The sequence below is a fragment of the Pseudarthrobacter humi genome (assembly GCF_024294965.1).
Lineage (GTDB): Bacteria > Actinomycetota > Actinomycetes > Actinomycetales > Micrococcaceae > Arthrobacter > Arthrobacter humi.
This window is the reverse complement of sequence record NZ_JANCLV010000009.1, coordinates 1-13,463: the sequence shown is the minus strand read 5'-3', so window position 1 is coordinate 13,463 and position 13,463 is coordinate 1. Positions and strand designations below refer to the sequence as shown.

The 13,463-nt window shown below is 65.3% G+C and carries 14 protein-coding genes and 1 tRNA gene; 3 read left to right on the top strand and 12 right to left on the bottom strand.

What is annotated here, in order from left to right:
- Together NFC73_RS13520 and gnd are read right to left on the bottom strand one after the other, a co-directional pair.
- Window positions 1-846: an oxidoreductase gene (locus NFC73_RS13520; protein WP_254751008.1), complete on the bottom strand. Its 846-nt coding sequence runs from the start codon at window positions 844-846 to the stop codon at window positions 1-3.
- A 124-nt stretch (window positions 847-970) separates the two neighbouring features.
- Window positions 971-2,407 (bottom strand): NADP-dependent phosphogluconate dehydrogenase, encoded by a 1,437-nt coding sequence (gene gnd / locus NFC73_RS13515; protein WP_254751006.1) that lies wholly within the window; start codon window positions 2,405-2,407, stop codon window positions 971-973.
- Between the two features lie 172 nt (window positions 2,408-2,579).
- On the opposite strand from gnd, the gene NFC73_RS13510 reads away from it, so the two are divergent.
- Complete coding sequence (locus NFC73_RS13510; RefSeq protein ID WP_254751004.1) at window positions 2,580-3,308, top strand: FadR/GntR family transcriptional regulator; 729 nt, start codon at window positions 2,580-2,582, stop codon at window positions 3,306-3,308.
- A 32-nt stretch (window positions 3,309-3,340) separates the two neighbouring features.
- On the opposite strand, the gene NFC73_RS13505 is transcribed toward NFC73_RS13510, so the two are convergent.
- The 3 genes from NFC73_RS13505 to NFC73_RS13495 are packed head-to-tail and all read right to left on the bottom strand — an operon-like array spanning window position 3,341 to window position 6,152.
- Window positions 3,341-4,441 carry an L-idonate 5-dehydrogenase gene (locus NFC73_RS13505; RefSeq protein ID WP_254751002.1) on the bottom strand — a complete coding sequence of 367 codons (1,101 nt, stop codon included), beginning with the start codon at window positions 4,439-4,441 and terminating at the stop codon, window positions 3,341-3,343.
- Entirely contained in the window at window positions 4,441-5,211 is a 771-nt protein-coding gene (locus tag NFC73_RS13500) for an SDR family oxidoreductase (protein WP_254751000.1), read from the bottom strand. The genes NFC73_RS13505 and NFC73_RS13500 overlap by 1 nt, the downstream gene beginning before the upstream one ends.
- On the bottom strand, window positions 5,208-6,152 hold the full coding sequence (locus tag NFC73_RS13495; protein WP_254750998.1) for an NAD(P)-dependent oxidoreductase: 945 nt from the start codon (window positions 6,150-6,152) through the stop codon (window positions 5,208-5,210). The genes NFC73_RS13500 and NFC73_RS13495 overlap by 4 nt, the downstream gene beginning before the upstream one ends.
- 73 nt (window positions 6,153-6,225) lie before the next feature.
- On the opposite strand from NFC73_RS13495, the gene NFC73_RS13490 reads away from it, so the two are divergent.
- Entirely contained in the window at window positions 6,226-7,290 is a 1,065-nt protein-coding gene (locus NFC73_RS13490; protein ID WP_308292684.1) for a D-2-hydroxyacid dehydrogenase, read from the top strand.
- A 235-nt stretch (window positions 7,291-7,525) separates the two neighbouring features.
- On the opposite strand, the gene NFC73_RS13485 is transcribed toward NFC73_RS13490, so the two are convergent.
- The 7 genes from NFC73_RS13485 to NFC73_RS13455 all read right to left on the bottom strand — a co-directional run bounded on the left by NFC73_RS13485 (window position 7,526) and on the right by NFC73_RS13455 (window position 12,549).
- On the bottom strand, window positions 7,526-8,842 hold the full coding sequence (locus NFC73_RS13485; RefSeq protein ID WP_254751225.1) for an MFS transporter: 1,317 nt from the start codon (window positions 8,840-8,842) through the stop codon (window positions 7,526-7,528).
- Between the two features lie 214 nt (window positions 8,843-9,056).
- Window positions 9,057-9,854: an IclR family transcriptional regulator gene (locus NFC73_RS13480; protein WP_254750994.1), complete on the bottom strand. Its 798-nt coding sequence runs from the start codon at window positions 9,852-9,854 to the stop codon at window positions 9,057-9,059.
- Between the two features lie 265 nt (window positions 9,855-10,119).
- Window positions 10,120-10,410 (bottom strand): hypothetical protein, encoded by a 291-nt coding sequence (locus NFC73_RS13475; RefSeq protein ID WP_254750992.1) that lies wholly within the window; start codon window positions 10,408-10,410, stop codon window positions 10,120-10,122.
- A 127-nt stretch (window positions 10,411-10,537) separates the two neighbouring features.
- A tRNA-Val gene (locus NFC73_RS13470) sits at window positions 10,538-10,613 on the bottom strand.
- Window positions 10,614-10,711: 98 nt separating this feature from the next.
- A complete protein-coding gene (locus NFC73_RS13465) occupies window positions 10,712-11,632 on the bottom strand; it encodes an NAD-dependent protein deacetylase (protein ID WP_254750990.1) in 921 nt (306 codons plus the stop codon).
- A gap of 6 nt (window positions 11,633-11,638) precedes the next feature.
- Window positions 11,639-12,133 (bottom strand): peroxiredoxin, encoded by a 495-nt coding sequence (locus NFC73_RS13460; protein ID WP_254750988.1) that lies wholly within the window; start codon window positions 12,131-12,133, stop codon window positions 11,639-11,641.
- Window positions 12,130-12,549 (bottom strand): DUF3052 domain-containing protein, encoded by a 420-nt coding sequence (locus NFC73_RS13455; protein ID WP_254750986.1) that lies wholly within the window; start codon window positions 12,547-12,549, stop codon window positions 12,130-12,132. The genes NFC73_RS13460 and NFC73_RS13455 overlap by 4 nt, the downstream gene beginning before the upstream one ends.
- Window positions 12,550-12,947: 398 nt before the next feature.
- On the opposite strand from NFC73_RS13455, the gene NFC73_RS13450 reads away from it, so the two are divergent.
- Window positions 12,948-13,463 (top strand): pyruvate dehydrogenase E1 component-related protein (locus NFC73_RS13450; RefSeq protein ID WP_504967617.1); only part of this gene is annotated, 516 nt, incomplete at its 3' end.

The following is a 13,463-nucleotide window of genomic DNA, read 5'->3' as shown; positions in this document are numbered from 1 at the left end:
TTACTGCAGTCCCTGCCCCGCAACGCGCTTCAGGACTGCCATGACCACCGCGTCATAGAGCCGGTCGGGCAGGACGCGCCGCAGGCCAAGGATTACTGCCGCTCCCCTGCCCACCGGATACCGGGTCCGGGGACGCGCAGCGGTGGCCGCGTGCAGTACAGCAGCAGCAATCACTGCTGGCTGCGTTGACGTCTCAGGCCTGTCCGTGGACGCCAGGACATTCGCCATGTGCTTTGCCTGGGCAGCGTACGGCCCCTCACCGCTGCTGGCCAACAGCCCGTCAGCGGAAATCCGGCCCCATTCGCTGAGCGTACTTGCCGGTTCGATGATGGCTACGTCGATGCCGTGCGGCTTGAGTTCCAGCCGCAGCGCATCGCTCATGCCCTCCACGGCGAACTTCGTGGCGTGGTACCAGGCGCCGAGGGGCTCGTAGAATTTTCCGCCGATGGACGAGATGTTGATGATCCTGCCCCGGCCCGCACTCCGCATGGCCGGCAGGACCAGCTGGGTCATCCTGGCAAGGCCAAAGACGTTCACCTCAAATTGGCGGCGGCCTTCGGCCAGGTCCACCTTCTCCAGCGCCCCGTAGGACCCGTAGCCGGCGTTGTTGACCAGAACGTCTATCCGCCCGCGTTCTTCCAGGACACGGCCGACGGCGGCACGCATCGAGTCGTCGTCCGTTACGTCCAGTGCCAGGACTTGGACGCCAAGCGCTTTCAGCGGCTCCATCCTGTCCACGCGACGGGCGCCGGCGTAGACGATGAAGCCATGGCTGCCGAGCTTCTTCGCCGCCTCGAAGCCGATACCCGTGGAGGCTCCCGTAACAAATGCGACTGGCTTGGGCATTCTGACTCCTTGGATGGACGGACACCGCGCCTGCTGCCAGAGACGCCAACGGCCGGCAGCTCCCAGAATATCCGGGAAGTGCCGGCCGCAGGGTTTGCAGCTTGATGCAATCAGAGCATGGGGATTAGTGCGTGTCCACTGCTTCGATTTCGGACTTGTCCTCGCCCCACAGGGTGTGGAACGTGCCCTCGGCGTCGACGCGGCCGTAGGTGTGCGCGCCGAAGAGGTCACGCTGGCCCTGGATCACGGCGGCCGGCAGGCGCTTGCGGCGCAGGCCGTCGTAGTAGGCCAGTGATGAGGAGAAGACCGGCACGGGGATGCCAAGCTGGACGGCGGTGGAGACCACGCGGCGCCAGGCCGGCAGGACATCGGCGATGGCCTTGGTGAACGCCGGGGCGAACAACAGGTTGGCCGGCTTGTCTTCGGCGGCGTAGGCGTTGGTGATTTCCTTGAGGAGCTCTGCACGAATGATGCAGCCACCGCGCCACAGCGAAGCGATCTCGTCCAACTTGAGGTCCCAGCCGTATTCCTTGGCTGCTGAGGTCAGCATGTCCAGGCCCTGGGCGTAGGAAACCAGCTTGGACGCGTACAGCGCCTGGCGGACGTCCTCAACAAAGGTGTCGGGAACGTCGACGGCGATTTCCTCACCGGCGAGGAGCTCCTGGGCGATCTTGCGCTGCTCGGACTGCGATGACAGGGCGCGGGCGAAGACCGACTCGGCGATGCCCGACGTCGGGGAACCAAGCTCCAGCGCCGAAATGACCGTCCAGCGTCCGGTGCCCTTCTGGCCTGCGGCATCCACCACAACGTCGACGAACGGCTTGCCGGTGCGGGTGTCAACGTGGCCCAGGACCTCGGCGGAGATTTCGATCAGGAAGGAGGCGAGTTCGCCCTTGTTCCACTCTTCGAAGATCTTGGCCTGGTCGGCGGGTTCGATGCCGGCGCCGGAGCGGAGGAGGTCGAAGGCTTCGCCGATGACCTGCATGTCGGCGTATTCGATGCCGTTGTGGACCATCTTGACGAAGTGGCCGGCGCCGTCGGTGCCGATCCAGGCGCAGCAGGGCTTGCCGTCGACGTGCGCGGAGATCTTTTCGAGCAGAGGGCCGAGGGCGTCGTAGGACTCCTTGGAACCACCGGGCATGATGGACGGGCCGTTCAGGGCACCTTCCTCACCGCCGGAGACGCCGATGCCGACGAAGTGCAGGTCCTTCTTCGCCAGCGCGGCTTCGCGGCGGCGGGTGTCCTCGTAGTGGGAGTTTCCGGCGTCGATGATGATGTCGCCGGCTTCCAGGAGGGGTTCAAGCTGCTCGATGACCGAGTCAACCGGCTTGCCGGCCTTGACCATGATCAGGACACGGCGGGGCTTCTCCAGGGAGTCAACAAGGTCCTGCAGCGTCTCGGTGCGGACGAAGTCGCCGTCCGTGCCGTGCTTTTCGAGCAGCGCGTCGGTCTTTTCGACGGACCTGTTGTGCAGGGCAACGGTGAAGCCGTTGCGGGCCAGGTTGCGGGCCAGGTTGGCGCCCATCACCGCAAGGCCGGTGACACCGATGTGTGCAGACATCAAAACTCCAATTTCGTTGTGCAATGGATGTGCAGATGGCTCCGCGTTCGCTGCGAAGCACGCTGTCACGAACCGATGGATCCTAATAAAGCATATATATTCAATCGGCTTGAGGGAAGCGGTGCCCACTTTGTGGAACGGGGCCAGTCCATCCCAGTTTAGGCTTGAGTCCATGTCGACGAGCCTGCACCACCGTGCCATTGAGAACCTTGGCACCCGGATCATCACGGGCGAGCTGCCCACCGGACACATCATGCTGGCCGAGCATCTTGAGGAAGAACTGCAGGTTTCGCGTTCCGTGGTCCGCGAGGCTGTACGGGTCCTTCAGTCCCTGGGCCTCGTGGAAACCACCAAGCGGGTGGGGATCCGGGTGCTGCCGCCGAGCCGCTGGAACCCTTTCGATTCGCAGGTCATCCGCTGGCGGCTGTCCAGCGACGCCCGCGGCGCCCAGCTGCGTTCACTGATCGAACTGCGTTCCGCCGTCGAGCCCGCAGCTGCCGAGCTGGCCGCGAACAATGCCCCGGCACAGCTCCGGCGTGAGCTGGTGGACATCGCCCATGCCCTGCGCGACGCCGGCCACTCCGGGGACGCGCAGAAGTTCCTGGAGCTGGACATCGCCTTTCACTCGGTCCTGCTTTCCGGATCGGGCAACGAAATGTTCGCCAACCTGATGGGGCAAGTGGCGGAGACCCTGACGGGGCGCACGGTCCACGGACTCATGCCGGACCACCCCCACGAGGGAGCGCTCCAATGGCACGTCGATCTCGCCGAGGCGGTCGCCGCCGGGGACGCCGCCACGGCCCGGGCCGCATCCGAACAGATCATGCGCCGCACCACGTCCCGGCTGTCCGGAACGTGGACGGACCAGCCCCGGGTGTTTATCCCGGTCCGCCGGACCTGACAACGCCCCGGCCCCGCCCGTCCCTTATGGCGTTACTCGGGTTGGAAGTTGAGGAGGACTTTTCCTGATGCGGCGGAGTTTTTGGCGGTTTCGAAGGCTTCGAGTCCTTGGCTGAGGGGGTATTCGTGGGTGATGACGGGGCCGATGTTCAGGGTGCGGTCGGCGAGGGCGGTGATGACGTCGTCGATCTCGTTGTTGAAGCGGAAGGATCCGCGCAGGTCCAGTTCCCGGGTGATGGCCAGGGAGATCAGGACCGGCTGGGGCCCGGTGGGCAGCAGCCCGACCATGACCACCGTCCCGCCGCGCCCCGCGCCGTGGATGGCCGAGGCCAGGCCGTGGTGGCTGCCGGAGGATTCGATGACGACGTCGGCCTGCACCGCGGCGATCGCGTCCGCGTCCCCGGCCTGCAGGGTCTGGTCCGCTCCGACGGCGGCGGCGATCTCCAGCGGTTTGGCATGGACATCGACGGCGGTGATCCGGCCCGCGCCGGCACGTTTGAGGACCGCGACGGCCAGCGCACCGATCGGGCCGGACCCGATCACCAGCACGCTCCTGCCCGCGACGTCCCCGGCACGGGCGACGGCGTGCCAGGCCACCGACGCGGGTTCGATCAGCGCCGCGGTCCGCAGGTCCACCCCGGCCGGGAGTGCCCGCAGCATCCGGGTGGGCAGGTTCACGTAGCGGGCGAAAGCGCCGTCGGTGTGCGGGAACCGGGCCGCGCTGCCCAGATACGTACATCCCGGGGAGAGGTTGGGCCGGTCCGCCGGCCACCGCACCTCCCCCGCCCCCGGACCCGGGGTAGCCGGGTGGACCGCGACCGGGGCGCCCGCGGACGGGCCGGTCCCGTCCGCCGCCGCCCGGACCACAACACCGGAAATCTCATGCCCCAGCACCAGCGGCGCCCTCAGGATCGATTCGCCCGCCGCCCCGTGCAGCCAGTAATGCAGGTCCGACCCGCAGATCCCGCCGTACGCAACCTCGACCACGGCCTCGTCCGCGGCCGGGGCGGCCAGCGGGACCTCCTCGATCCGCAGGTCCCCGGCCGCATGCGCCACCACCGCCACACCCGACACCGGCAGGGAAACCGGCAGGGATGTTGCTTCGGTCCCCCGGGCCACTGCTGAAGCGCCCATCAGACCACCACCGTCATTCCGCCGTCGATAAAGATCGTCTGCCCGTTCACAAAGTCCGACCCGTCCGAGGCCAGCCACACCGCCGGCCCGGCCAGGTCCTGGACCGTGCCCCACCGGCGCGCCGGGGTCCGGCCCAGGATCCAGGCGTTGAACTGCTCATCGTCCACCAGGTTCTGCGTCATCTCGGTGTGGATGTAGCCCGGGGCGATCCCGTTGATCTGCAGCCCGGACCCCGCCCACTCCGCCGTCATCGCCCGGGTCAGGTTCCGCAGCCCGCCCTTCGCCGCCACATACGGGGCGATCGTGGGCCGGGCCAGGTCTGTCTGCACCGAACAGATATTGATGATCTTGCCCCTGCCCCGCGGGATCATGTGCCGGGCGGCCTCCCGCCCCACCAGGAACGCGCTCGTCAGATCCGTGGCGATCACCCGCTCCCAGTCCGCGACATCGAGCTCCAGCATCGGCACCCGGTGCTGGATCCCGGCATTGTTCACCAGGATCTCCAACGGACCTACGTTTTCCTCCACCCACGAAACGCCCCGGGCAGCCTCGGCATCACTGGTGACATCAAACGCGACACTATGGACCCGCCCCGGCGCGAAGTCCGCGGCCATCGCCGCCTCAGCCGCCTTCAACCGCTCCGCATTAATCCCGTTCAGCACCACCGTCGCTCCGGCATCCGCCAACGCCCGCGCCAACGCATGACCAATCCCCCGGCTCGAACCTGTCACCAGGGCAACCCGCCCCGTCAAATCAAAAAGTCCACTCATGGCGCAGCTGTCCCTTTCGTTGCGGCTTCCACTGGTTCCGCGCTATTGGTGTTGTCGCTCAGATTCGAAATGGCCTGGCGGACCACGGCAAGGTCCTGATCGCCAAGGCCCTGGCGCTTGAGTTCGGCGTAAAGCTCGACGGCGGCCGCCGCCATCGGCACGGCAGCGCCGGCCGCCCGGGCCGACTCGAGCACAAAGGACAGGTCCTTATGCATAAACTTCGCCGGGCCCGTTGGTGTGTAGTCCTTCCGGGCCAGGCGCGGCCCCGCGTTCTCCAGAACACGGCTGCCCGCAAGGCCGCCGGCCAGGACGTCGAACAGCGCCGCCGGATCCATCCCGGAGCGCTCGGCGAGCTCGGCCGCTTCGGCGAGCGCCGCCGTCGTGGTTCCAACAATGAGCTGGTTGCAGGCCTTGGCGAGCGACCCCGCGCCCAGTGGGCCCATGTGTCTGACGGTTGTCCCCATGGCGCTGAAGAACGGCTCGAGCCGCCGGAAGTCGTCCGCGGTACCGCCGGCCATAATCGCCAGGGTGCCGTCGGTGGCGCCCTTGGTTCCGCCGCTGACCGGGGCGTCCACGACGCTGGCGCGGCCGTGGCTTGCCGCGTGGACCCGTCGCCCGAAGTCCTGGACCTTAGCCGGTGAGACTGAGCTTGCGACCACTACGGCAGTGCCGGCCTGCGGCGGATTCGCATGCCAGCTCGCCAGCAGCCCCGCCGAGGCCTCCTCGATGAAGGAAAGGTCCGGGAGCATAAAGGCGATGATTGGCTGGTCCCGCAGGGATGCAATGTCGGGCGCGGAATGGCCACCCTGCGCCACGAATTCCTGGAGGGGAGCATCGGATCTGTTCCAGGCGGTGACCACCCAGCCGGCGCGGACCAGATTCGCTGCCATGGGCAGCCCCATCAGCCCCAGGCCTACAAAGCCCGCTGTTCTGTCTTCCATATCTAGGCCTCGACTCACATCGTTGTGTGGTTAATGAAGGGACATCTGTCCAATATCCTAGCCGCTATTCAGTATGATGAACACTATGACGACTCTAACCACCGTCGCGATCGCCGTCCCGCTCGAAGCAGAGCTGGTGGACCGCATCCGCGCCGTAGACCCCTCCGTAACTGTCCTCTATGAGCCGGACCTGCTTCCGCCCGAGCGTTTTCCGGCCGACCACTCAGGGGATCCGGACTTCAAACGAACTCCCGCGCAGGAGGAGCAGTACTGGGCCATGCTCAACAAGGCGCAGGTTCTGTACGGCCTGCCCAATGAGAGCCCCGCGGGCCTGGCCCGCATCGCGCGTGAAAATCCACGGCTCCAGTGGGTCCACGCCATGGCCGCCGGCGCCGGCGGCGCTGTCAAGGCATCCGGGCTGGACCAGGAAACCCTCCTCAAGTTCAAGGTGACCACCTCCGCCGGCGTCCATGCCCTGCCGCTGGCAGAATTCGCTGCACTGGGAATCCTCAACGGCTTCAAGCGCAGCGCCGAGCTGGCCCAGGACCAGGCCGCCAAGGTGTGGCCCGAGCTTCGGACCCCCACCCGCCTGGTCAGCGGTTCCACGCTGGTAGTGACCGGCCTGGGAGAAATCGGTCTGGAGACCGCCCGGATCGCCCGGGCCCTGGGCATGACGGTCAGCGGCACCAAGCGGAATGTTGAGCCCATCGAAGGAATCGAGCAGGTTGCCGGCAATGACGGACTGGCCGGACTGCTCGCCTCGGCAGACGCCGTCGTCAATACGCTGCCCGGCACGCCGTACACGGAGAAGCTCTTCAACCGTGCGGCGTTTGCCGCAATGAAGCCGGGAACGGTGTTTGTGAACGTGGGCCGCGGCACTGTGGTGGACGAGGACGCCCTGCTGGAGGCCCTGGACAACGGCCAGGTCTCCTACGCGTGCCTTGATGTCTTTGCCGTGGAACCGCTCCCCCAGGACAGCCCGCTGTGGAACCACCCCAGGGTCATGGTGTCGCCACATACGTCGGCGCTCAGTGCCGCGGAGAACCGCCTGATCGCGGAGCGCTTCTGCAGCAACCTGCGCACGTTCCTCGACGGCGGCGACCTCCCCCACCTGGTGGACCCGGTCCACTTCTACTAAGGCGCAGGCCCCGGCACGTCAGAGCCCCTGCCGTGGATCCTGGAAACAGGGATCCGCAGCAGGGGCTCTTTTGTGTCAGCGGTTGTGTCAGTGTCGCGTCGACGGTTGCATCCGCGTTCTGTCCGCGGGAACAGCCTGCCGCATGGTGCCGGAAGGTACATCAGGCGGTGCGGGCATAACGCGCGAAGGCGGCCTCCCCATCCAGGGGAAGCCGCCCATTGCGTCGGTGAAGTGCCTAGCGTGCATCCTCCACCAGGAGCAGGTCCCTGCCGTTGGTTTCTGGGGTGAAGAAGGTGGTGCCGAAGGAGATCAGCGCCAGGACCAGGGAGTAGATGGCGGGAACCAGCCAGGAATGGCCGGTCGCGGCCAGGAGGGCCACACCGATCATGGGTGCGAATCCGCCGGCCAGGACGGCGGAGAGTTCACGGCTCAGCGCCACGCCGGTGAAGCGATGCTGGGAGCCGAAGAGTTCCGGCAACAGGGCGCACTGCGGACCGAGCATGGACTGCACGCCGAGTGAAATGCCCACCACCATGACCACCCAGACGAGGGTGACGTTGCCGAGCGTGACCAGGTAGAAGGCCGGCAGGGCGATGACGGCCTGGAAGAGGGCGCCGTAGCGGTATACCGGAACGCGTCCGAAGCGGTCGGAAAGGGCGCCGAAGGTGACCACCATGACCGCTGCGAAACCGGCGGCAATGAGGAGGCCGGTGGGGCCGATGAACTTGTCGCCGGCGAAGACCCCGGCGGGCAGGCTGATGAAGGACACCAGGAGGGCGGAGTAAATGGAGGAGTTTCCGTTTTCTCCCATGCGCAGGCCGATGCCGATGAGCACGTTCTTCTTCGAATGCTTCCAGATCTGTACGACGGGGTTCTTAACCACGGCCTTGTGCTTTTCCAGTTCCTGGAAGACCGGAGTTTCCTTAAGCCGGAGCCGGATAAAGACCGCGATGGCAATCAGGATGACGCTCGCCAGGAACGGAACACGCCACAGCCATCCCTGCAGCACTTCCTTGTCGGCCAGTGCCATCAGGGCGAAGGTGCCTGCGCCGAGCAGGGTGCCCAGCTGGATGCCGACGAACGGCAGTGCGGCGAAGAATCCACGACGGCGGCGCGGGGCCACTTCTGAGATCAGGGTAGTGGCGCCTGCCTGCTCGGCGCCGGCGCCCAGGCCCTGAAGGATCCGAAGGGCCACCAGGAGCACTGCGCCGACCATTCCCGCCTGTTCAAAGGTGGGCAGGAGCCCGATGGCGAAGCTGGCCATGCCCATCAGGCCGATGGTCAGGATCAGGACCATCTTCCGGCCGAACCGGTCACCGATGTAGCCAAAGACGATGCCGCCGAACGGCCGGGCTGCGAAGCCCACACCGTAGGTGGCGAACGACGCGATCACGGCGCCGCTTTCCCCCAGCGGTGAGAAGAAGAGCGGCCCAAAGATCAAGGCCGAGGCGAGGCCGTAGATGTAGAAGTCGTAGTACTCCAGTGCGGAGCCTACTGAGCTGGCAAGAGTTGCCCTTCGCAGCTGCTCCGGATCGACGGCGGCGCCGTCCATGTCAGTCTGCGGTGATTTAGTACGAGTTGTCACAAGAACTCCCTCAAAAACACTCCAGGCCCCCGTTGGCCTGGTGGGATAGCGAGGACACTCCGTGGTGTCGATCACTATATTGAACAGAGTACAGCAAGTTGAACACGCAGCAAGTGGTTGACGGATATTTTGTTCACAACCGGGGTGTGAACGTTAAATAGGGCCGCCAAAACGGGGGCACTCAGCCCATGGGGTTGCCCAGGGACCGCGCCAGCTCGTTCAGTTCCTTGACCATCCGGGAACCCTGCTCCGCGGTGTAGGTGGCCTTGAGGGCCGTGACTGACAACCCAAGGCTCGGGCCGTGGGCACCGCGCGTGGGCACGGCCACAGCCAGGCAGACCACTCCGGTGGTGGATTCCTCATCTTCGAACGCATAGCCCTGTTCACGGATGGTTGTGAGCTGCGCTTTCAGTTCGGCCCCGGTGCGGAGGGACTTCGGGGTCAGCACCGGAAGTTGGGCGTCATCGGAAAACATTGCGTCGACGTCGTGGTCATGAAGGCGGGCAATCAGGGCCTTGCCCACGGCACACAGGGACACCGGCATCTTGTCGCCGATGTTGGACGTCAGGCGGACCGCCGGATGTCCCTCGTAGCGGGCCAAATAGATCACGTTGGTTCCGTCCAGCATGGCTATGCGTACCGTCTCCCCGGAAAGGGTCGGCGCCTGCTCGCAGAACCGGTAGAACTCCTGTACTTCGTCGAGCCGGCTGAGATAGGCGGCACCGAGTTCCACGAGCTTGCGGCCCAGCGTGAATTCGGCGCCCTGGCGGCTGATCAGCCGGGCTTCTTCCAACGCCAGCAACAGGTTGGAGGTGGACGACTTGGGGATACCAAGCTCGCGGGCCAGGTCGCTCAGCGTCAGCCGCCCCGTCGCCGAGGCTGACAAGGCGTCCATGACGGCGGCGGCACGCGTGACCGCCGGCGCCGGCGATGTGCTCCCCAAACCCTCGGAGGAGCGGGAGGTGCGGGAATCGGCCATGATTCTCCTTCGATCGGCACGCCGGGGCGCTTCGCGTAGATGCGTTCATTCTGCTGAACACTAACCATCATAATGGCTTAGGCGCGATTCAGGGCCCGGCCAAGGCGCCATTCACCGCGCCATGCACGCCTGGTCCGCGTGGCATTTGTTTGTTTCAGGAAGTTCACGGTATATTCATTTCAGACCCTCCACCGCGGCATCCCCCAATAGTCGCGGTGGAGGGTTTTCCAATGCCTGAATGTTGCCGCGGCCTGGCCCGCCGGGTTCAGGCAACGTCCACCATGGATTCCCTCAGCCTCCAGCCGCCACCAAGGCCGTCGCGCTCCAGCACCATGGTGGTCAGCGCGGACCGGGGATTGCGGCCCAGCCGCACCTGGACCTGCAAGACCTCAACGTCCACGCGGCCCAGACCTTTGGGCATGCGCCGCTGCGCCTCCCACCAGCTCACACGCTCAAACCACCTCACTGCCTCGGCACCGACGGCCCATTCCCTGCCGTTGCTGACCACCGTCGTCGGGCTGCCGTCCTTGGCCGTCTTCACCACCACATATTCCATAGCGGGAACACTAGGGACAGCCACCGACAATATGGCGCCTCAGCGGAACTGAGCCAGCGCGGCCCTGTACGGGCAACAAAAAAACCCCGTTGTTTCCGGCCACTCGGGCCAGGAACAACGGGGTTGGTGGTGGGTCCTACCGGGATCGAACCGATGACATCCACGGTGTAAACGTGGCGCTCTACCAGCTGAGCTAAAGACCCAAACCGCCGGTTTTTCGCACCTCAGCGCGTCAACCAACGAACATAAACTCTACCTGACGGGCGGGACGAAAAGCCAATCGACACGGCCGCCCCGAACGTCAAAGATCGGGGAGTTCGGCGGCGAGCCAGGTCAGTGCCTCGCTGACGCCGGCGTCGAGCTTGATGGTGGCGTGCTGGTCGCCCCGGGTACCGCCCCTGTTGATGATCACCACAGGCTTACCGTCTTTCGCCGCGTGCCGGACGAACCGCAGTCCGCTCATGACGGTCAGCGATGAACCGGCAACCAGCAATGCCTCTGCACTGTCCACCATCGCGTAGGCGGCTTCTGCGCGTTCTTTGGGCACGTTCTCGCCGAAATAGACAAAGTCGGGCTTGAGAATTCCGCCGCAGGCGGGGCAGCCAGCGACCACAAAACTGCTGATAAGAGCAATGTCCTCAACAGAGGCGTCGGCGTCGGGCGCCATTTCCACCAGGCCGGAAGTTGTGGCGCGCGCCAGGAAGCCGGGATTGAGTTCTTCGAGCACCCCGGCCAGCAGGCGGCGCGTGTAGCTGCGCCTGCAATCGAGGCAGACCACCCGGTCATAACGGCCGTGGAGGTCAATGACATTCCGGCTGCCGGCGTCTTCATGCAGCCGGTCGACGTTCTGGGTGATCAACCCGGTGAGCAGGCCCCGCCGCTCAAGTTCTGCGGCCGCAGTGTGCCCAGGGTTTGGATCTGCGTGCCGCAGGTGGGACCAGCCGATATGGTTCCGCGCCCAATAGCGCTGGCGGTTGGCGCGGTCGCGCACAAACTCCTGGTACGTCATGGGCGAACGTGGCACGGCGTCCGGCCCGCGGTAATCCGGGATGCCCGAATCGGTGCTCAGCCCTGCGCCGGTCAGTAACGCCAGCCGCTTGCCGGACAAAAGCTCCCGGACGCGTTCAAGCCCCTGAAGGTCCGCACTGGACAGCGCGGCAGGGTCAGCGGCCGGCAGGCTGGCGAAGCCTGTCAGGCCGATGCCGTGCCGCTGCCGGTCCATGCGGCCTCAGGCTTGTTCCAGACCTGCCAGAGCATCCTGGTACTCGGCGAGCTCGCGGGCCTGCCCGCGCGGATTCACCACGACATAGCGGATTGTTCCTGCTGCATCGATGATGAAGGTCCCGCGCCCAGCCATACCGCTCTCCGGGTCGAAGACTCCATAGGCGGAAGCGACAGCGCCGTGCGGCCAGAAGTCGGCCAGAAGGTCAAAGCCGTAGCTTTCCTTCTCGGCATAAGCCCTCAGGCTGAACTTGCTGTCCACGGACACGGCCAGGACGGTGGCCCTGGCATCCTCGAACGCGGCCAGGTTGTCCCGGATTTCGCAGAGCTCGCCGGTGCAGACACCCGAAAAAGCAAACGGATAAAATACCAGCACAACGTTTTGCCCGCGCAAAGTGGATAGCCGGACAGGTTCTCCGAACTGGTTTACGAGCTCAAAGTCCGGGGCAAGCTCCCCCACCGCCGGAACAGTCTGCCCGGCTACGGCAAGAGTTGCCGTCACTTGTTCTTCCTGCTGACCAGGCGGGTGGCACTCCAGTCCTTTGACACACCTGCCGAGGTGGTGAGGTGCAGGCCCGCAGTGGGCGCCGCTTCCTGGATTTCCGCCGGCGACACGTACCCGGTGCGCCCGGACTTTGGCGTCAACACCCAAACAACCCCGGTTTCACTCAGGGTGGTCAGGGAGTCCATGAGGCTGTCGACCAGATCCCCGTCGCCGTCCCGCCACCAAAAAATGACGGCGTCAACAACGTCGTGGTCGTCCTCGTCCAGGAGCTCGGACCCTGTCAGGTCCTCAATATCATCACGTAAGTCGAAATCGACGTCGCCGTCGTAACCGAACTCCTGAATCAGATCCCCGTTTTTGAAACCCAATTTTTCCGCCACATTTACCGAAGTGGCGGCGTCGGCCTCGCTCACGTGTTCCTCCAATGCCTAATACATGCAATTCGCATAGTGATTTCCATTACTCCCAGCCAACACCCTTTGTGCCTGCGCTTCAAGCTGCCACCACCGCGATCCGCCATATTCTGCGTCACATCCGGTACCGTCAGCCTGCGTTGCAGCGGCTTTCGTCACACAACCAGTATGACGGCGAAATACAACAGGGACGCCATGGACGCGGCTACGCATCGCGCTGGAGTCACAGCTAGAGTGACTGGTGACAACTATGCCTGCGGGGCGACCGCCTGTAACTCAATGGCAGACATAGGCGTGATAGGACCCTGCCCGGCGCACATGACCGGGCTGTTGTAACCGATACGTCGCACACGTCGCATTCATGCCGGACAGTCACCCTGCCCGGCATGTGGGCGCCGATGCATGCGCGCAAAGAGAGGTTGGACGTGGCTGCAGGAGAAGATACCTCCCATATCCTCAGCGGGTTGACAAACCAGCTGCCTGATCGTGATCCGGAAGAGACCGCCGAATGGGCTGAGTCCCTGGACGCACTGATCAGGGAACAGGGCACGGAACGTGCCCAATACATCATGCGGAGCCTGCTGCAGCGCGCGGGCGCGCAGAGCGTCGGCGTGCCGATGGTGACCACTACGGACTACGTGAACACCATCCCGGTGGACCAGGAAGCTCCGTTCCCCGGCAATGAAGAGTTCGAGCGCCGGTACCGGGCGTACATGCGCTGGAACGCCGCCATCATGGTCCACCGGGCGCAGCGGCCGAACATCGGGGTGGGCGGGCACATCTCCACGTACGCCGGTGCCGCCACCCTGTACGAGGTGGGCTTCAACCACTTCTTCCGCGGCAAGGACCACCCCGGCGGCGGTGACCAGGTCTTCTTCCAGGGCCACGCCTCCCCCGGCATGTACGCCCGCGCG